Origin of the sequence: Pseudomonas palmensis, assembly GCF_049942755.1 — a bacterium.
Lineage (GTDB): Bacteria > Pseudomonadota > Gammaproteobacteria > Pseudomonadales > Pseudomonadaceae > Aquipseudomonas > Aquipseudomonas palmensis.
Window position 1 is genome coordinate 4,893,368 of sequence record NZ_CP187958.1, and the last position, 15,308, is coordinate 4,908,675.

Here is a 15,308-nt window from a genome sequence, read left to right on the forward strand (position 1 = left end):
ACGACCATGGCCTACACCCTTCAACACCTCGAAAGCCACGCAGCCTTTGAAGCCAGCTTTGAACTGATGCGTGTACTGCGCCCGCACCTCAACGACCTGGCCGACTATGTGGCGCAGCTGCAGCGTCAGTCGGCGCAGGGCTACCGCTTGTTGGCGGCGTGGGAGGGTGAGCAGGTGGTGGGCCTGGCGGGCTACCGCCCGCTGGAAAACCTGTTGTACGGGCGCTTCATCTATGTCGATGACCTGGTGGTAAGCCCCGACCTGCAACGCGGCGGCCTGGGCGCGCAGTTGCTGAGCGCCGTGCGTGACGAGGCGCTGCAGCGCGGTTGCGATCACTTCGTGCTGGATACCGGCCTGCACATGCCGCTGGCCCAGCGCTTCTATTTTCGCCAGGGGCTGCTGGCCCGTGGCATGCACTTCACCCAGAGCCTTAAGTCGGGGAGCCCGCAATGAACAACGTACTGCTGCTCAACGCCAGCCCGCAGGGGCCGGTGTCCCATGCCAATCAACTGGCGCTGGAGCTGGTCGCCACCTTGCGCCGGCGCCACCCCGGGCTGCAACTGATCGAGCGTGATCTGGGCGCGAGCCCGCTGCCCCCGCTCGATACCGATTACGCCCGCGCCCTGACCACCCGCACGCCATTCGACGCACCCACTTTCGAGGTGTCCGAGGCGTTGATCCAGGAACTGGAGCGCAGCGATGTGCTGCTGATTGCAACGCCCATGCACAACTTCATGCTGCCGGCCGCGCTCAAGCTGTGGATCGACTACGTGCTGCGCATTCACCGCACCTTCAGTGCCGGCCCGCAGGGCAAGGTCGGTTTGCTGCGCGACCGCCCGGTGTACGTGCTGGTGGGCTCCGGTGGCATTCACCAGGGCGAGGCGGCGCGCCAACCAGACTTTCTCACGCCGTACCTGCGCCATGTACTCAACACCCTCGGGCTGTTCGACCTGCACTTCACCTACCTGCAGGGCCTGGTGGGCAGCGAGCAGGCGGTGCGTAGCGCAATCGACGCCGGCCGCGCGCGCCTGGCGCTGGAGCCCTTGTTCAACCCACAGGTTTGCGCCTGATCCCTTTCACTTCACTGGAGTTTCACCATGAGCCAACTCAGACTGCCGTTCGCTTCCCTGTCGCCTGAGGCCTACCAAGGCCTGCTCGCCACCAACAACGCACTGGCCGCCAGTTCCCTGGGCCTGCCATTGATCGAACTGGTGTACCTGCGCGTTTCGCAGATCAACGGCTGCGCCTTCTGCCTGGGCAAGCATTCGCAAACCCTGCGTGACAGCGAGGTGGCGCAAGCCAAGCTCGATTGCCTGGCCGGCTGGCGCATCAGTGGGCTGTTCAACGAGCGCGAGCGCGCCGCACTGGCCTGGGCCGAGACGCTGACCCACGTCAGCGAAAAGGGCGCCCCCGATGCGTTGTACGAGCCCTTGAAAGCCCATTTTTCCGACGTCGAGATTTCCGACCTGACCTTGGCGGTGGCGTTGATGAATGCGTTCAACCGGCTGGCCATCGGCATGAACCTCTGAGCGCGTTCTACTGTTGTGGGTGCAAGCGCCGGCACGGCATCATGGGGGTTCATCAATCAGGACAACGCCATGGTCACCCCGACGCTTCATCTGATGTGCGGCAAGATCGCCTCCGGCAAGTCGACACTGGCCAAGGCCCTGGCAACCGAACACGCGGCGATCTTGCTGAGCGAGGATCACTGGCTCTCCAGGCTGTACCCGCAGCAGATCCACTCGGTGGCCGACTACGTGCGCCTTGCCCGCCAGGTGCGGGCGGTGATGGGGCCGCTGGTTACCGACATGCTCAGGGCGGGCACCAGCGTGGTGCTGGACTTTCCGGCCAACACGCCTGCCGATCGCCAATGGCTGCGCGCCCTGGCCGACGCCGCACAGGTGCCGCACTGCGTTCACTACATCGAGGCAAGCGATGAGACTTGCCGGGCCAGGCTGCACCTTCGCAACGGCCGCGCCGAGCATGAGTTCGCCGCGACCGACGCCGAGTTCGATCTGATCACCAGCCACTTTCGGGTGCCCGACCCCGAGGAGGGGGTCGAGATCAGCGTTCACCGGCTCTGACCCTCGGCGCGCACAACTCAGTAGAGTTCGATCAACTGCCGGTCGATCGTGGCGCCCGGCATCATCTGCAAAAGCCCGGTGCCCAGTTCGTCTGCCGCGGCTTGCAGTGCCTCCAGGGGCATTGCAGGCAGGCTTTCGAGGATGAACCACATCTGCTCTGCATCGGCGTCCAGGCGCGTTCGGGTTCCCTGACGCCAGTTCCAGCGCCGACACGTCACACCCAGGTCGTCGCGCCAGATCACTTCACCCTTGTCGGGCGATTCGTTGGCGGCGCTGCCGTCCTTGATGGTGTCGAACAGCTCCGTACCGGTGGCAACGGTCAAACGCGGCACACCTATGTAGGCAGCGAAATTCTCGCCGCCGACCGGCACGGCGAACCTGAGGCTGATGGCGTTGTACAGGTCGACAATGGGGTCGATACTCGGCAGCACGGCGTCGCGCAGCACGCGCTTGCGCAGTGCCTCGGCCGAGCACGGCGTGCGCTGCGGCTTGGCGCCGAACAGCCGGAAGGTGTGTGCCCATGCCGCAAGGTGCGCCTCTGCCCAGTCCGGGGCGCCGGCCGTGACCGCCTCACAGGCCTGCGCCAGGGCGTTGGTCGCCACCTCGGGCCGGGTGATCGGCGTGGCTTTGACGCAGATGCTCATGGCACGGAACCCCGGTGCTATCTCTGCAATCTGCGGGTCAAGAACAGGCACGACAAACGACATGTATTTCTCCAGAAGGCAGGGGGAGCAGAACAGGTGCGCATTCTTGAACGGTGAGCCGTATCAGATCCAATGATTAGGCCTCATGCCTTATCAGTTCTTCTTATCCTGCAGATGGGGTGGTGCACGCACCTGTGTATTACACACGCTCGGCGGCTTGTATGATGTCGGCCGGTTTTGGGCTTTGCGGCAAGCCCTGTTCAACGGAGTGGCAGTTGCAATGATTGTGGTAGTCGAAGGTATCAGCGCCAGTGGCAAGACCACCTGGTGCACAAGTCACGCCGAGCAACAGTTGATTGCCGAAAACGGGCGTTTTGAGAACGAGCCCGATCGCGCGGCAGATCCGCTCGGGGCGGCTGGGTTCTGGGCCGAACGCAACGTCGATCGCTGGCAGGCGGCGCTGGCCATGGAGCAGCGCCATTCGCGGGCCGTATGCGACAGCGACCCGCTCAAGCTGCATTACATCTGGAGCCTGTGGCAGATCGGCGAGGCCAGTGAGCGCGACTGGCAGGTGGAACTGGACGCCACCCGCCAGACCTTCGCGCAAGGGCGCATCGGCTTTGCCGACGCCTACCTGGTTGCGCGCATCGACCCGCAGCTGGCACGGGAGCGGGCCCGGGCCGACAGCACGCGTCGGCGCAGCAGGTTCGAGCTGCACGTGCGCCTGCAGGAAGCAGTGCTGAACTGGTACGGCGCCATCGAGCAGGTACTGCCCGGCAGGGTGCAATTCGGTTTGCCCGCGCAGTTGCCCACGTTGCAGCGCCTGGAAGGGCGCTATGCGCTGGAGGCCTTTGACCAGATGATCGCCTCGCTACCCAGGCCACGGCATGTTTGACGACTATCTCAAGCGCTGGCAACTGACTGTCGATGGCGAGCCGTTCGACTCGCTGAACGGCACCCTGCTGCCGGTGCGCCAGCAGGGCAGGCCAGCCATGCTGAAGATTTCACACGTTGCCGAAGAACAGGCGGGCAGCCTGCTCATGGCGTGGTGGCAGGGCGAGGGGGCAGCGCCGGTACTGGCTCACGACGGTCAAGCCCTTCTTATGGTGCGCGCGCAAGGTACGGATGCACTGACGCAGATGGTCAAGGACGGGCACGACGAGCAGGCCACGCGCATTCTTTGCGCGGTTGCCGCCCGCCTGCATGCACCGCGCGCCACGCCCATGCCCGCCCTGGTGCCACTGGAGCAGTGGTTCGAGGGGTTGTGGCACGGGGCCGACAGGCACGGCGGTGTTCTGCTGCACTGCGCCAGCACCGCCCGCGAACTGCTGGCTGCGCCGCGCGATGTGGGGGTACTGCATGGCGACATCCACCACGGCAACGTGCTCGATTTCGGCGCAGCCGGCTGGCTCGCCATCGACCCCAAGGGGCTGTATGGCGAGCGGGGCTTCGATTACGCGAACATTTTCTGCAATCCCGATGGTGAGCAGGCGCTGGTACCGGGGCGCTTCGCGCACCGGGTCGAGATCGTCGCCAAGGCCGCCGGCATGGAACCTCGTCGGTTGTTGCAGTGGGTGCTTGCGTGGTCGGGCCTGTCGGTCAGCTGGCTGCTCGAAGACCATCAACCACCGGGCGGCACCCTTGAGGTGGCGAAACTGGCCGCAGCGGGGCTTGGTTATATGGAGTGACTGCGCTCCATGCGGGTCGATTGATGGAGCGCTGTCGCTCCGTTTGAAACCACAGGCGTGCAGGTGGGCTGCTGCTGGCCGACGATCGTGCGCGATGCATCAGCCAGATCGCGTTTGCAGGTTTTGCTGGCGCTGCGCGCCAGTTCGCGGGCAAGGCCCGCTCCTACGCCCTTCGGGCAGAAGCCACAGGGCTGTAGGAGCCAGCATTGCTGGCGAACGAGCGCGAAGCGGTCGTAGAACCTGCGTGCACGGTGCATCAGCCAGATCGCGTTCGCAGGTTTGCTGGCGCTGCGCGCCAGTTCGCGGGGCAAGGCCCGCTCCTACGCCCTTCGGGCAGAAGCCACAGGGCTGTAGGAGCCAGCATTGCTGGCGAACGAGCGCGAAGCGGTCGCAGAACCTGCGTGCACGGTGCATCAGCCAGACCACCCGCAACCCTCGCGCCTAACCCTCGGCAGCCCCTTCCAGAATCCTCGGCCCCGGTCCATCCTGCCCCAGCGCATCCCCCGGGTTGCGCAACGGGCAATCATCCAGCGACAGGCAGCCACAACCGATGCAGTTGTCCAGGCTATCCCTCAATGCCTCCAGCGTCCGGATGCGCGCATTCAGGTTCTCGCGCCAGGCCGATGACATCTCACCCCACTGCGCCGCCGTCAATTTGCTGTTGGGCGGGTAGCGGCTCATCGCATGCTTGATCTCTTCCAGCGGAATCCCGGTGCGCTGCGCCACCTTGATGATCGCGATGCTGCGCAGCACCAACGCCGGAAATCGCCGCTGGTTGCCGGCATTGCGCGTGCTGGCGATCAACCCCTTGGACTCGTAGAAGTGCAAGGTGGAAATCGGCACGCCACTGCGCCTGGCCACCTCGCCGATGGTGAGCGAGCGCGCACCATCCATCGTCTTTTCTGCCGCCACGTGTGTTGACCTCAAGTTAAGTTGAGGTTTTATAGTCCGGCCCGATCTTTCCTGCAACCGCTTTGCCGTGCCGATGCCAGCCGTCGGCACGGGATGCGCTGTGCAGCGAACACACCACACCGATGAGCGGAGCAAAGATGGGCAAGAGGATGCTGTTGGGAGGGGGCGCCGCTGTTGTGTGCGTGCTGGCCGTCGTCATGCTGCTGACCAGAAAGGACTCGGCGGCGCACGCCACTGCGGCGTGGCCGGTGACCAAGGTCGCGCTGGCCACCGTCACCTCGCGTGAGGCGCCCCGCCAGACCTTCGCGGCCGGCGAGCTGGAAGCCGCCCACCAGGTGCAGGTGGCCGCAGAAACCACCGGGCGCATCACGCGCATCGCCTTCGAGTCGGGGCAAAGGGTCAAGGCCGGGCAACTGCTGGTGCAGCTCAACGATGCCCCCGAGCAGGCCGACCGGGTGCGCCTGAGCGCACAGCTGCGCAATGCCCGCACCCTGCATCAGCGCATCAGCAAGCTGCGCACCGCCAATGTCACTACCCAGGAGCAACTCGACAATGCCACCGCCGCCGTGCAGATGGCCGAGGGCGAACTGCAGCAGGTCGATGCACGGATTGCGCAGAAGGCGATCCGGGCCCCCTTTGCCGGCAAGCTGGGCATCCGTCGTGTGCATCAAGGCCAGTACCTGAATGCCGGTGACGCCGTGGCCAGCCTGGTGGACGCCACGCAACTGCGGGTGAACTTCTCGCTGGCCGAGCATGCCGCCCCGGGCTTGCAGGTGGGGCAGACCGCCGCCCTGGCGGTGGATGCACTGCCGCAAAAGACCTTTGCGGCGCGCATCAACGCCATCGACCCGATGGTGGGCAAGGCGCGCGCAGTGTGGGTGCAGGCCACCCTGGCCAACCCGGACGGGCAGTTGCAGGCCGGCATGTACGCCAGCGTGCAGCTCGCGGCGGCGCAGCCGACCCGGGTGATGGCCGTGCCGGAAACCGCCATCACCTATACCGCCTACGGCCAGACCGTGTTCATTGCCAACCACGACCCGGAACGCGGCCTGAGCGTGCACCGCGTGCAGGTGACCACCGGCGAGCGCTGGAAGGGCCAGGTGGAAGTCACCTCCGGGCTCAAGGCGGGCGACCGCGTGGTGGTCTCGGGCCAGCTCAAGCTCAGTGACGGCATGCAGGTGGAGCAGGTGGCCAATGACACGCTGCACAACGCCGACGGGGGCGACGCCTCATGAGGTTCACCGACAGTTTTGTGCGTCGCCCGGTGCTGGCCCTGGTGGTCAGCAGCCTGATCGTGCTGGCCGGCCTGTTCGCTCTGGGCAAGCTGCCCATCCGCCAGTATCCGTTACTGGAAACCGCCACCATTACCGTCAGCACCGAATACCCGGGTGCATCGGCCGAACTGATGCAGGGCTTCGTGACCCAGCCGATCACCCAGGCGGTGTCGTCGGTGGAAGGCATCGACTACCTGTCTTCGTCGTCGGTGCAGGGCCGCAGTCTGGTGACCCTGCGCATGGAGCTGAACCGCGACTCGACCCAGGCGCTGAGCGAGACCATGGCCAAGGTCAACCAGGTGCGCTACCGCCTGCCGGACAAGGCCTACGACCCGGTGGTCGAGCTGTCGGCCGGGGATTCCACCGCCGTGGCCTATGTGGGTTTTGCCAGCGACACGCTGTCGATTCCCGAACTCAGCGACTACCTGTCGCGGGTGGTCGAGCCGCAGCTTTCCGGCATCGACGGCGTGGCCAAGATCCAGACCTTCGGTGGCCAGACCCTGGCCATGCGCCTGTGGCTGGACAGCGAACGCATGGCCGGGCGCGGCGTGACCGCCGCCGAGGTGGCCGATGCCGTGCGCAGCAACAACTACCAGGCCACGCCCGGGCAGGTACGCGGCCAGTTCGTGCTGGCCGACATACGCATCGATACCGACCTGACCAGTGTCGAGGCCTTTCGCGACCTGGTGATTCGCAATGACGGCACGGCGCTGGTGCGCCTGCGCGATGTGGGCACGGTCGAACTGGGCGCCGCGGCCACCCAGACCAGCGCCACCATGGATGGCCGCCCGGCGGTGCACCTGGGCCTGTTCCCGACGCCTGCGGGCAACCCGCTGGTGATCGTCGACGGCATTCGCAAGCTGCTGCCGCAGATCCAGCAGACCCTGCCGCCAGGGGTCAACGTGGCGCTGGCCTACGAGACTGCACGCTTTATCGAGGCCTCGATCCAGGAAGTGCTGCACACACTGGTCGAGGCGATCGTGATCGTGGTGCTGGTGATCTGGTTGTGCCTGGGCTCGTTGCGCAGCGTAGCCATCCCGGTGCTGGCGATCCCGCTGTCGATGCTCGGCGCGGCCGGGCTGATGCTGGCGTTCGGCTTCAGCCTCAACCTGCTGACCCTGCTGGCGATGGTGCTGGCCATCGGGCTGGTGGTGGACGACGCGATCGTGGTGGTGGAGAACGTGCACCGCCATATCGAGGAGGGCCAGACGCCGGTGGCCGCCGCGCTGGTCGGTGCCCGCGAGATCGCCGGGCCGGTGATCGCCATGACCCTCACGCTGGCCGCCGTGTATGCCCCTATCGGCCTGATCGGCGGGCTCACCGGCACGCTGTTTCGCGAGTTCGCCCTGACCCTGGCCGGGGCGGTGATCGTCTCGGGGGTGGTGGCCCTGACCCTGTCGCCGGTGATGAGCTCGCTGCTGCTCAAGCCCGGCCAGCAGGAGGGGCGCATGGCCAGGCTTGCCGAGAAGGTGTTCGGCGGGCTGGCCAGCGCCTACGGGCGGGCACTGGCGCACTCGCTGTCGCGTCGCTGGGTCAGCGGCGGCGTCGCCTTGCTGGTGTGCCTGAGCCTGCCGTGGCTGTACCTGCAGCCGCAACGCGAGCTGGCGCCACCCGAGGACCAGGCCGCGGTGCTCACCGCCATCAAGTCGCCGCAGTACGCCAGCCTCGACTATGCCGAGCGCTTCGCCAGCAAGCTCGACCAGGTGATGCACAGCCTGCCGGAAACCACCGACACCTGGATCATCAACGGCACCGACGGGCCGGCCAGCAGCTTCGGCGGCATCAACCTCAGCCTGTGGCAGGCCCGCGAGCGCTCGGCCGATCAGGTCCAGGCCGACCTGCAGCAGGCCGTGAGCGAAGTGGAGGGCAGCAGCATCTTTGCCTTCCAGGTGGCCTCGCTGCCAGGCTCCAGCGGTGGCTTGCCGGTGCAGATGGTGCTGCGCAGCGCGCAGGACTACCCGGTGCTGTACCAGACCATGGAAACCCTCAAGCAGCGTGCCCGCGACAGCGGCCTGTTCGCGGTGGTGGACAGCGACCTGGACTACAACAACCCGGTGGTCAAGGTGACGGTCGACCGCGCCAAGGCCGCCAGCCTGGGCATCGGCATGCAGGCCCTCGGCGACTCCCTGGCCGTGCTGGTGGGCGAGCAGTACATCAACCGCTTCGCGCTGTATGGCCGCTCGTATGACGTGATCCCGCAGAGCACCCAGGATCAGCGCCTGACGCCCCAGGCCCTCGAGCGCCAGTATGTGCGCAGCGAAGCGGGGCAACTGGTGCCGTTGTCTGCCGTGGTGCGGCTGCAGATGACGGTCGAGCCCAACCGGCTGCTGCAGTTCGACCAGCAGAATGCGAGCACGCTGCAGGCCATCCCGGCACCGGGGGTTTCCCAGGGGCAGGCGGTGGCGTTTCTGCAGGCGCTGGCCAGCGAACTGCCGCCGGAGTTCAGCCATGACTGGCAGTCCGAGTCGCGCCAGTATGTGCAGGAAGGCAATGCACTGGTGCTGGCGTTTCTCGCCGCGATGGTGGTCATCTACCTGGTGCTCGCGGCCCAGTACGAAAGCCTGGTGGACCCGCTGATCATCCTGGTCACCGTGCCGCTGTCGATCTGCGGCGCACTGCTGCCGCTCGCACTGGGCTGGGCCACCCTGAATATCTACACGCAGATCGGGCTGGTGACCCTGATCGGGCTGATCAGCAAGCACGGCATTCTGATGGTGGAGTTCGCCAACGAGATCCAGCTGCGCGAGAACCTCGACCGTGCCGGGGCGATCATCCGCGCCGCGCAGATTCGCCTGCGCCCGGTACTGATGACCACCGCCGCGATGACCTTCGGCGTGATGCCACTGCTGTTCGCCAGCGGCGCCGGTGCCAACAGCCGTTTCGGCCTGGGTGTGGTCATTGTCTGCGGCATGTTGATAGGCACGCTGTTCACCTTGTTCGTGCTGCCCACGGTGTATGCCTGGCTGGCCCGTGACCATCGCGTGCACAGCCCGCGCAAGCAGCAACTGGAGCAGGCCGAGCAGGGCCTTGCGCTTGGGCACAGGGAGGCAAGGCCATGAAGGTGTTCAGCCGTTATCCGCTGTTGCTGGGCGCCGTGGCGTTGCAGGGTGCCTGCAGCGTCGGGCCGCAGTATCACGCCCCCGAGGTGGCGCCCATTCATGTGGTCAGCCCGCAGGCGCAGGCCTTCGCTGCGACGCCGGTGCAGCCGACGTCAGCCTGGTGGACCTTCTTCGACGACCCGCAGCTGGAACGCCTGATCGCCAACGCCCTGGCCCACAACCACGCCATCGAGCAGGCGCATGCCAGCCTGCTGCTGGCCCGTGCCCATGAGGATGAACAGGCGCTGGAGCGCCTGCCGACGGTGACCAGCAGCGCGAGCTACCAGCGCAGCCTGGCGCAGCAGGCCAGGCAGGGGCAGCCGCCGGCCCGCAGCCTGTCCGAATCGTGGCGGGCGGGGCTGGACCTGCAGTGGGAGCTTGACCTGTTCGGCCGCCTCGATCACTTGGAGCGCGCCGCCCAATCCCGTGCGCAGGCCTCCGCGGCCGACCTGGAACAGGTGCAGTTGAGCATCGCGGCCCAGGTGGCCCAGGCCTACTTCGAGGCCCAGGGGCTACGCCAGCAAGGGCTGCTGGCCGAAGAGGCGGTGCGCAGCTGGCAGGAGACCGTGCAGTTGACCCAGGCGCAGTTGCACGCCGGCGCCGGCCTGCCCGAAGCGCTGGAGAGCGCGCAGAGCAACCTGCTGCTGGCGCAATCGACTGTGGCGCCACTGCGCAGCCAGTTGCAGCGGCGCCTGTACCGGCTGCAGGTGCTCACAGGCCAGCGCCCCGGCAGCTTCGCCATCGCGCTGGGTGACATGCCGCCGATGCCATTGGCGCGCCAGCTGCCACTGGGGGATGTGGATCAGCTGATCCGCAACCGGCCCGATGTGGTCCAGGCCGAACGGCTGCTGGCTGCCCGTGTGCAGGATGTGGGCGCTGCCACTGCCGACCTGTACCCACGTTTGAACCTGGGTGGGTTCATCGGCTTCTTTGCCTTGCGTGACGGCGACCTGGGCAGTGCGGCGCGGGCGTTCGAGCTGATGCCCGGCCTGACCTGGCCAGCGTTCGACCTGGGCTCGGTGCGGGCGCGCCTGCGCGGTACCCAGGCGCTGGCCCAGGGCGAGGCGGCGCACTTCGAACAGGTGCTGCTGGTGGCGGTGGAAGAGGTGGAGGGCGCAGTCACGCAGTTGGCCGAGCACCAGCGCCACCTGCTCGGCCTGGTGCAGGCGGCGCGGCATGGCGAGGCGGCGTTCGCCATCGCCCAGCAGCGCTATGGCGCAGGTTCGGGCAGCTACCTGGCGGTCAAGGACAGCCAGCGCGACCTGTTGCGTCTGCGCCAGGACATCGCGCGGGCACAGGCCGCCTCCTATGGCAACGCCGTGGACCTGTACAAGGCCCTGGCCTGGCGCGCGCCTGCCGGCAGGACGCTTAGCGCAAACACCCTGAACAACTGATGAGGACCGCTTCGTGGATACTGCAACTTCACTGCTGATGTTTCAGATGGTACTGGCCGCAGGGTTCACCCTGTGGTTGAGCATCGCCCTGGTCAACAACCTGCAGGCCTTTGCCAGTTCGGCGGCGGCCGTCGGGGGCACGCTGTCGATGGCGCCCCTGCGCCAGGCACCGGCGATCGACCTGCCCCTGTGCTCGCGGGCCATTCACTCGCCCGCCGTACACAGGGCGGCATTGATGGTCGTCGTGCTGCTGCAGGCGGGGGCGGTGCTGGCCGCCTGGGCGGGCTGCTACCACCTGCTGCTGGGCAGCGGCCTGGACGCAGCCCGGCCCTGGTTGAACCTGGCGCTTAGCGCAGCCCTGGGCTTTCTTTTCGCCATGCTGCTCGGGGGGCTGTGGTTCGGCTACTGGATACGCCAGGAGGGCCTGCAGCTCACTCACCTGGCGCTGGTGGTGTGGGTGGTGCTGAACTTCATGGTGTTCAACCTGCAGTGGGGCTAGTGCGCCGCTGTAACCCCAATCGGGCCACCCTCGCGTGGCCTTGATGCCCTATGGTTTGGCCAGCAGCCCGCGCAGCAGCAGTTCCAGTGCGCCGGTGCTGCGCGCCAGTCGCGCATCGCCGTCATCACCCTGGGCGATCCACACCGCAGCCTCGGCCAGGCTGCCGTAGACCAGCGAGGCCAGGGCCTGCGGGGCGGCCTCGGCCACCACGCCTTGTTCGATCAACCGTTCCAGCAGTGCCTGGATCGACGCGATGCAATGGCGTTGCGCGTCCGCCGAGGTGCCCCCCAGCACGGCTGGGGCATCGCGCAGCACGATGCGCTGGTAATCCGGCTCCAGCGCCATTTCCAGATACGCCCGGCACCGCTGGCGAAAGCCTTCCCAGGGCGTCTGGGCAGTGTCGGAGAGCGCCTGCAGGCGTGCATCCAGCTCGGCGTCGATCAACGCCACCACGGCCGCCAGCAGCCCCTGCTTGTCGCCGAAGTGGTGATACAACGCGCCGCGGGTCAGCCCGGCCTGGGCGGTCAGGTCATCCATCGAGGTATCGGCATAGCCGCGTTCGCTGAACACGCTGCGGGCGGTGGCGAGCAAGGTGGCGCGGGTTTCTTCCATTTCGGCACGGGTGCGGCGAGCCATGGGCGTGTCTCCTTACATACGGTGCGTATGATTATTTACATTCGGTGCGTATGAATATACGCTTTTTATACATACATGCCGTATGTAACTTGTCGCGCTGCCGTGTCAGCGGCCAATTCACCGCCCTGGAGCATCAGATGGCCAACCCTTATCGAGACCTTTTTGCCGCGCCGGGCGCCCTGGGCTTTGCCTTGGCCGGGCTGCTGGCGCGTACCGCACTGCCGATGACAGGCATCGGCATCATCACCTTGCTGTCGCAATTGCGTGGCAGCTACGCACTGGCCGGGGCAGTGGCGGCGGCCTTCGTGCTGAGCTATGCGCTGTTGTCGCCACAGGTATCGCGCCTGGTGGATCGCCTCGGGCAACGCCGCGTGTTGCCTGCGGCCACCGCCATCAGCCTGCTCGGCCTGCTGCTGGTGCTGGCCAGCACCTGGCAACGGGCTGGCGACTGGGCGCTGTTCATCGGGGCGGTGCTGGCAGGGTGCATGCCGAGCGTGTCGGCGATGGTGCGTGCGCGCTGGACGGCCCTGTACCGTGGCCAGCCGCAGTTGCAAGCGGCGTATTCGCTGGAGACGGTGTTCGATGAGGTCAGCTTCATTGCCGGGCCGCCGCTGTCGGTGGGCCTGGCGGTGGTGGTATTGCCCCAGGCGGGCCTGCTTGCGGCCGCACTGTTGCTGGTGCTGGGTGTGTTCGCCCTGGTCGTCCAGCGCAGTACCGAGCCGCCGATCCAGCCCCGGGAAGCTGCCGGGGATCGTTCGGGCTCGGTGATCCGCCTGGCCAACGTGCGCCTGCTGACCCTGCTGATGGTGGCGATGGGCATGATCGTCGGCACCGTGGATATCGTCAGCGTGGCCTTTGCCGAGCAACGCGGCCAGCCGGCGGCGGCCAGCCTGGTGCTGTCGGCCTATGCCGTGGGGTCGTGCGTGGCGGGGCTGCTGTTCGGTGCGCTCAAGCTGCAGGTGCCCTTGCCGCGCCTGCTGTTGCTGGGTGGGCTGGCAACCGCTGCCACGACCCTGCCGCTGTTGCTGGTCGCCAGCCTGCCGGGCCTGGGTGTGGCGGTGCTGGTGGCGGGGCTGTTCTTTGCGCCGACCCTGATCGTGGCCATGACCCTGGTCGAGCGGCTGGTGCCCGAACATCGTCTGACCGAGGGCATGACCTGGCTGCTGGCCGGCTTGAACATCGGTGTGGCCGTGGGGGCGGCGGTATCGGGGCAGGTGGTGGATGGCAGCGGTGCACGGGCCGGCTTCGGTGTGGCGCTGGTGGCCGGTGCCCTGGTGCTGCTGGTGGCTGTGTGGGCCCACCGGCGCCTGGTTGCACGGGCGGCGGCGTCGCAGCCCGCCTGAATCAGCTGGCTACATGGCGCCAGTGCCAGGGCTCATACACGTAGCCTGCGCCATTGTCGGGCGGGTACGACAGCTCGAAGCCATAGGTCGCTGCGTTGCGGGTCAACCATCTGAATGCCGGTGTCGCTTCGAATTCGGGCTCCAGGTCGGTGCAGCCGGGGGTGCCTATGTCGACGGCACGCCCGGTGTGATGCTCGCTGAAGAACGGCGGGGCCGAGACCGCAAGGATCTGCTCGATGCTCTGCCCCTTGTCCAGCTTGCGCTGGATGATGCTCTTCTGCCGTTCGACGCTTCTGAAGGCCGACACCAGGTAAAGCGCCACGCCCTCGGCACCGGCAGCCGCTTTCAACTGGCGCCAGGCCTGAGCGGCCACGGCGATCAGTTCGTGCTTTCGGTTGTCCTGGCCGGTCTCGGCCCACTGCAGCAGGCTGGCTTCGACGAACTCCTGCAGATGGCGCTCGATCACCGCGTTCAACGGTATGCCGAGCTGTTCGAGCATCTGCAATGCGGCGGGGGAGTAGGGCATGGGGCTGACCTGTGCAGTGGGTATCAATCCAGCCTAGCAGTGAAGGCGTGGTGCGATGGGGCGTCGTCCGTTCAAACAGGTTCGCCTTGCCGATGCGTTACTGGCCCTTGCACTGGGCCAGTACCACCTGGCAGGTCCTGGGCGTGCCACCGGAGCGGCTGGCGTAGCGCATGCAGTTGTCCATGGATTTCTTGCGGGCCTGGCCCAGGGTCGAGCCCCAGGCCAGGCCGCCTTCGCCAGCGCTGGGCACCGCCTTTGCGTAGCAGTTGGAACCCTGGGCGGCATAACGATTGGCGGCCGTCTTGCCGGCGCAGCCGCCGGTCAGCAGCAGGGCGAATGCAAGCAGGCAGGGCAGGCCCCATGACAAGCGGCCAGGCACTGTTTTTGCGTTCATCCCGGTTCCCCTGTGCAACGGTCAAGCGACGTGAAAAAGGGGGGTGTTCCAATGGAATACCCGTGGCAGGCGCGGCTGCCATCGGGTGGTGGGCGGTGCGTTCCTGGCCGGGGAAATCCGGCCGGGAACGGCGCGCCAGAGCCGTTCGAGTCAGTCGACTCGGCGAGCATACCTCACGGGCGCGAGGTTTTCACGGTCAGCACTTCGGTGTACACCACGTCGACCGTCTGGCCGACCTTGAGGTTCTTCATGCGCGCCTGCAGTTCGGGGTCCTCGACCTTCACCACCTTCACCTTGCCCTGGGGCGGCAGCAGGGTCACTTCATGGGCGTCGAGGTCGATGGCGGTGATCTTGGAGGTGACGCGCACCTGGCGGAAAGCTTCGCCGCCCGGGTTGGGGTTGTCCTTGGTGGCGCGCACGGTGCCGGTCTCGTCGGTGACCTTCGGCGCGCCGCCCTCACTGGTGTTGAGCACATAGGCCACGGCACGGGTCACCGTGATGTCGACCTTGTCGCCCACCTTCAGGTTGTGCAGGTCCTTGGCCTGTTTGGTCAGCTGGATAGGCACCTGGCTGTTGTTCGGGCCTTCGATCGTGACCCGGAAGTTGCCCGGGTCCACGGCCAGCACCTGGGTGCTGATGTGGTCTTGCAGCGCTTCGCTGCCCAGCGGCAGTTCGGCGGCGTGGGCCGCAAAGCTGGCAGTGGTCATGAGTGAGGCGAGGGCAACTGCGTGGGCGAGGGAGCGAATCGATTTCATAAGCCTGCATTCCATGTAATGGCTGAATGAGCGGAACAACGCATGACGCAACGTGCGTGGA

The 15,308-nt window shown here is 66.7% G+C and carries 18 protein-coding genes; 11 read left to right on the plus strand and 7 right to left on the minus strand.

The annotated features are described in order from the left end of the window. Nucleotides 1-6: 6 nt before the first annotated feature. The 4 genes from ACPRTJ_RS22560 (at nucleotide 7) to ACPRTJ_RS22575 (ending at nucleotide 2,084) form a co-directional block, all read left to right on the plus strand. Nucleotides 7-453, plus strand: a complete 447-nt coding sequence (locus ACPRTJ_RS22560; protein ID WP_213605691.1) for a GNAT family N-acetyltransferase — start codon at nucleotides 7-9, stop codon at nucleotides 451-453. Continuing rightward, nucleotides 450-1,070 carry an FMN-dependent NADH-azoreductase gene (locus ACPRTJ_RS22565; RefSeq protein ID WP_213605690.1) on the plus strand — a complete coding sequence of 207 codons (621 nt, stop codon included), beginning with the start codon at nucleotides 450-452 and terminating at the stop codon, nucleotides 1,068-1,070. The genes ACPRTJ_RS22560 and ACPRTJ_RS22565 overlap by 4 nt, the downstream gene beginning before the upstream one ends. Nucleotides 1,071-1,097: 27 nt before the next feature. Continuing rightward, the gene (locus ACPRTJ_RS22570) at nucleotides 1,098-1,529 is read left to right on the plus strand and encodes a carboxymuconolactone decarboxylase family protein (protein ID WP_213605689.1); all 432 of its coding nucleotides are present in this window, start codon (nucleotides 1,098-1,100) and stop codon (nucleotides 1,527-1,529) included. Between the two features lie 69 nt (nucleotides 1,530-1,598). Continuing rightward, nucleotides 1,599-2,084, plus strand: coding sequence for an AAA family ATPase (locus tag ACPRTJ_RS22575; protein WP_078480319.1), 486 nt, complete (start codon nucleotides 1,599-1,601; stop codon nucleotides 2,082-2,084). A 17-nt stretch (nucleotides 2,085-2,101) separates the two neighbouring features. On the opposite strand, the gene ACPRTJ_RS22580 is transcribed toward ACPRTJ_RS22575, so the two are convergent. Continuing rightward, nucleotides 2,102-2,791, minus strand: a complete 690-nt coding sequence (locus ACPRTJ_RS22580; protein ID WP_043861399.1) for a B3/B4 domain-containing protein — start codon at nucleotides 2,789-2,791, stop codon at nucleotides 2,102-2,104. Between the two features lie 217 nt (nucleotides 2,792-3,008). Between ACPRTJ_RS22580 and ACPRTJ_RS22585 the strand changes: the two genes are divergently transcribed. Both ACPRTJ_RS22585 and ACPRTJ_RS22590 read left to right on the plus strand, forming a co-directional pair. Next, entirely contained in the window at nucleotides 3,009-3,623 is a 615-nt protein-coding gene (locus ACPRTJ_RS22585) for a hypothetical protein (RefSeq protein WP_426427321.1), read from the plus strand. After that, a complete protein-coding gene (locus tag ACPRTJ_RS22590; RefSeq protein WP_426427322.1) occupies nucleotides 3,616-4,416 on the plus strand; it encodes an aminoglycoside phosphotransferase family protein in 801 nt (266 codons plus the stop codon). The genes ACPRTJ_RS22585 and ACPRTJ_RS22590 overlap by 8 nt, the downstream gene beginning before the upstream one ends. On the opposite strand, the gene ACPRTJ_RS22595 is transcribed toward ACPRTJ_RS22590, so the two are convergent. Together ACPRTJ_RS22595 and soxR are read right to left on the minus strand one after the other, a co-directional pair. Continuing rightward, on the minus strand, nucleotides 4,404-4,727 hold the full coding sequence (locus ACPRTJ_RS22595; protein ID WP_426427323.1) for a hypothetical protein: 324 nt from the start codon (nucleotides 4,725-4,727) through the stop codon (nucleotides 4,404-4,406). The two genes, ACPRTJ_RS22590 and ACPRTJ_RS22595, sit on opposite strands and share 13 nt — an antisense overlap. A gap of 130 nt (nucleotides 4,728-4,857) precedes the next feature. After that, nucleotides 4,858-5,310, minus strand: coding sequence for a redox-sensitive transcriptional activator SoxR (gene soxR, locus ACPRTJ_RS22600; RefSeq protein WP_054914623.1), 453 nt, complete (start codon nucleotides 5,308-5,310; stop codon nucleotides 4,858-4,860). Nucleotides 5,311-5,465: 155 nt separating this feature from the next. Here soxR and ACPRTJ_RS22605 point away from each other — a divergent pair, with 155 nt between their 5' ends. The 4 genes from ACPRTJ_RS22605 to ACPRTJ_RS22620 are packed head-to-tail and all read left to right on the plus strand — an operon-like array spanning nucleotide 5,466 to nucleotide 11,593. Further along, on the plus strand, nucleotides 5,466-6,563 hold the full coding sequence (locus tag ACPRTJ_RS22605; protein WP_258658813.1) for an efflux RND transporter periplasmic adaptor subunit: 1,098 nt from the start codon (nucleotides 5,466-5,468) through the stop codon (nucleotides 6,561-6,563). After that, complete coding sequence (locus ACPRTJ_RS22610; RefSeq protein WP_426427324.1) at nucleotides 6,560-9,661, plus strand: MexW/MexI family multidrug efflux RND transporter permease subunit; 3,102 nt, start codon at nucleotides 6,560-6,562, stop codon at nucleotides 9,659-9,661. The genes ACPRTJ_RS22605 and ACPRTJ_RS22610 overlap by 4 nt, the downstream gene beginning before the upstream one ends. Then, entirely contained in the window at nucleotides 9,658-11,094 is a 1,437-nt protein-coding gene (locus tag ACPRTJ_RS22615) for an efflux transporter outer membrane subunit (protein WP_426427325.1), read from the plus strand. Before ACPRTJ_RS22610 ends, ACPRTJ_RS22615 begins: the two co-directional genes overlap by 4 nt. Before the next feature lie 13 nt (nucleotides 11,095-11,107). Next, complete coding sequence (locus ACPRTJ_RS22620) at nucleotides 11,108-11,593, plus strand: DUF2165 family protein (RefSeq protein ID WP_123752552.1); 486 nt, start codon at nucleotides 11,108-11,110, stop codon at nucleotides 11,591-11,593. Nucleotides 11,594-11,641: 48 nt separating this feature from the next. Here ACPRTJ_RS22620 and ACPRTJ_RS22625 read toward each other — a convergent pair whose 3' ends face one another. Beyond that, the gene (locus ACPRTJ_RS22625) at nucleotides 11,642-12,229 is read right to left on the minus strand and encodes a TetR/AcrR family transcriptional regulator (protein WP_426427326.1); all 588 of its coding nucleotides are present in this window, start codon (nucleotides 12,227-12,229) and stop codon (nucleotides 11,642-11,644) included. A gap of 137 nt (nucleotides 12,230-12,366) precedes the next feature. Here ACPRTJ_RS22625 and ACPRTJ_RS22630 point away from each other — a divergent pair, with 137 nt between their 5' ends. Then, a complete protein-coding gene (locus ACPRTJ_RS22630) occupies nucleotides 12,367-13,572 on the plus strand; it encodes an MFS transporter (RefSeq protein ID WP_426427327.1) in 1,206 nt (401 codons plus the stop codon). Between the two features lies 1 nt (nucleotide 13,573). Here the strand turns inward: ACPRTJ_RS22630 and ACPRTJ_RS22635 are convergent, their stop codons facing one another. The 3 genes from ACPRTJ_RS22635 to ACPRTJ_RS22645 form a co-directional block, all read right to left on the minus strand. Continuing rightward, nucleotides 13,574-14,098, minus strand: a complete 525-nt coding sequence (locus tag ACPRTJ_RS22635) for a M15 family metallopeptidase (protein ID WP_043861386.1) — start codon at nucleotides 14,096-14,098, stop codon at nucleotides 13,574-13,576. Between the two features lie 97 nt (nucleotides 14,099-14,195). Continuing rightward, nucleotides 14,196-14,492 carry a hypothetical protein gene (locus ACPRTJ_RS22640; RefSeq protein WP_043861384.1) on the minus strand — a complete coding sequence of 99 codons (297 nt, stop codon included), beginning with the start codon at nucleotides 14,490-14,492 and terminating at the stop codon, nucleotides 14,196-14,198. A 173-nt stretch (nucleotides 14,493-14,665) separates the two neighbouring features. Next, nucleotides 14,666-15,247 (minus strand): hypothetical protein, encoded by a 582-nt coding sequence (locus tag ACPRTJ_RS22645; RefSeq protein WP_123752555.1) that lies wholly within the window; start codon nucleotides 15,245-15,247, stop codon nucleotides 14,666-14,668. Between the last annotated feature and the right edge of the window lie 61 nt (nucleotides 15,248-15,308).

What these genes read in the sequence shown, in the direction of transcription:
- ACPRTJ_RS22560 (WP_213605691.1), top strand. Translation starts at nt 7, where the DNA reads ATGGCCTACACCCTTCAACACCTCGAAAGCCACGCAGCCTTTGAAGCC.
- ACPRTJ_RS22565 (WP_213605690.1), top strand. Translation starts at nt 450, where the DNA reads ATGAACAACGTACTGCTGCTCAACGCCAGCCCGCAGGGGCCGGTGTCC.
- ACPRTJ_RS22570 (WP_213605689.1), top strand. Translation starts at nt 1,098, where the DNA reads ATGAGCCAACTCAGACTGCCGTTCGCTTCCCTGTCGCCTGAGGCCTAC.
- ACPRTJ_RS22575 (WP_078480319.1), top strand. Translation starts at nt 1,599, where the DNA reads ATGGTCACCCCGACGCTTCATCTGATGTGCGGCAAGATCGCCTCCGGC.
- ACPRTJ_RS22580 (WP_043861399.1), bottom strand. Translation starts at nt 2,791, where the DNA reads ATGTCGTTTGTCGTGCCTGTTCTTGACCCGCAGATTGCAGAGATAGCA.
- ACPRTJ_RS22585 (WP_426427321.1), top strand. Translation starts at nt 3,009, where the DNA reads ATGATTGTGGTAGTCGAAGGTATCAGCGCCAGTGGCAAGACCACCTGG.
- ACPRTJ_RS22590 (WP_426427322.1), top strand. Translation starts at nt 3,616, where the DNA reads ATGTTTGACGACTATCTCAAGCGCTGGCAACTGACTGTCGATGGCGAG.
- soxR (WP_054914623.1), bottom strand. Translation starts at nt 5,310, where the DNA reads ATGGATGGTGCGCGCTCGCTCACCATCGGCGAGGTGGCCAGGCGCAGT.
- ACPRTJ_RS22605 (WP_258658813.1), top strand. Translation starts at nt 5,466, where the DNA reads ATGGGCAAGAGGATGCTGTTGGGAGGGGGCGCCGCTGTTGTGTGCGTG.
- ACPRTJ_RS22610 (WP_426427324.1), top strand. Translation starts at nt 6,560, where the DNA reads ATGAGGTTCACCGACAGTTTTGTGCGTCGCCCGGTGCTGGCCCTGGTG.
- ACPRTJ_RS22615 (WP_426427325.1), top strand. Translation starts at nt 9,658, where the DNA reads ATGAAGGTGTTCAGCCGTTATCCGCTGTTGCTGGGCGCCGTGGCGTTG.
- ACPRTJ_RS22625 (WP_426427326.1), bottom strand. Translation starts at nt 12,229, where the DNA reads ATGGCTCGCCGCACCCGTGCCGAAATGGAAGAAACCCGCGCCACCTTG.
- ACPRTJ_RS22630 (WP_426427327.1), top strand. Translation starts at nt 12,367, where the DNA reads ATGGCCAACCCTTATCGAGACCTTTTTGCCGCGCCGGGCGCCCTGGGC.
- ACPRTJ_RS22635 (WP_043861386.1), bottom strand. Translation starts at nt 14,098, where the DNA reads ATGCCCTACTCCCCCGCCGCATTGCAGATGCTCGAACAGCTCGGCATA.
- ACPRTJ_RS22640 (WP_043861384.1), bottom strand. Translation starts at nt 14,492, where the DNA reads ATGAACGCAAAAACAGTGCCTGGCCGCTTGTCATGGGGCCTGCCCTGC.
- ACPRTJ_RS22645 (WP_123752555.1), bottom strand. Translation starts at nt 15,247, where the DNA reads ATGAAATCGATTCGCTCCCTCGCCCACGCAGTTGCCCTCGCCTCACTC.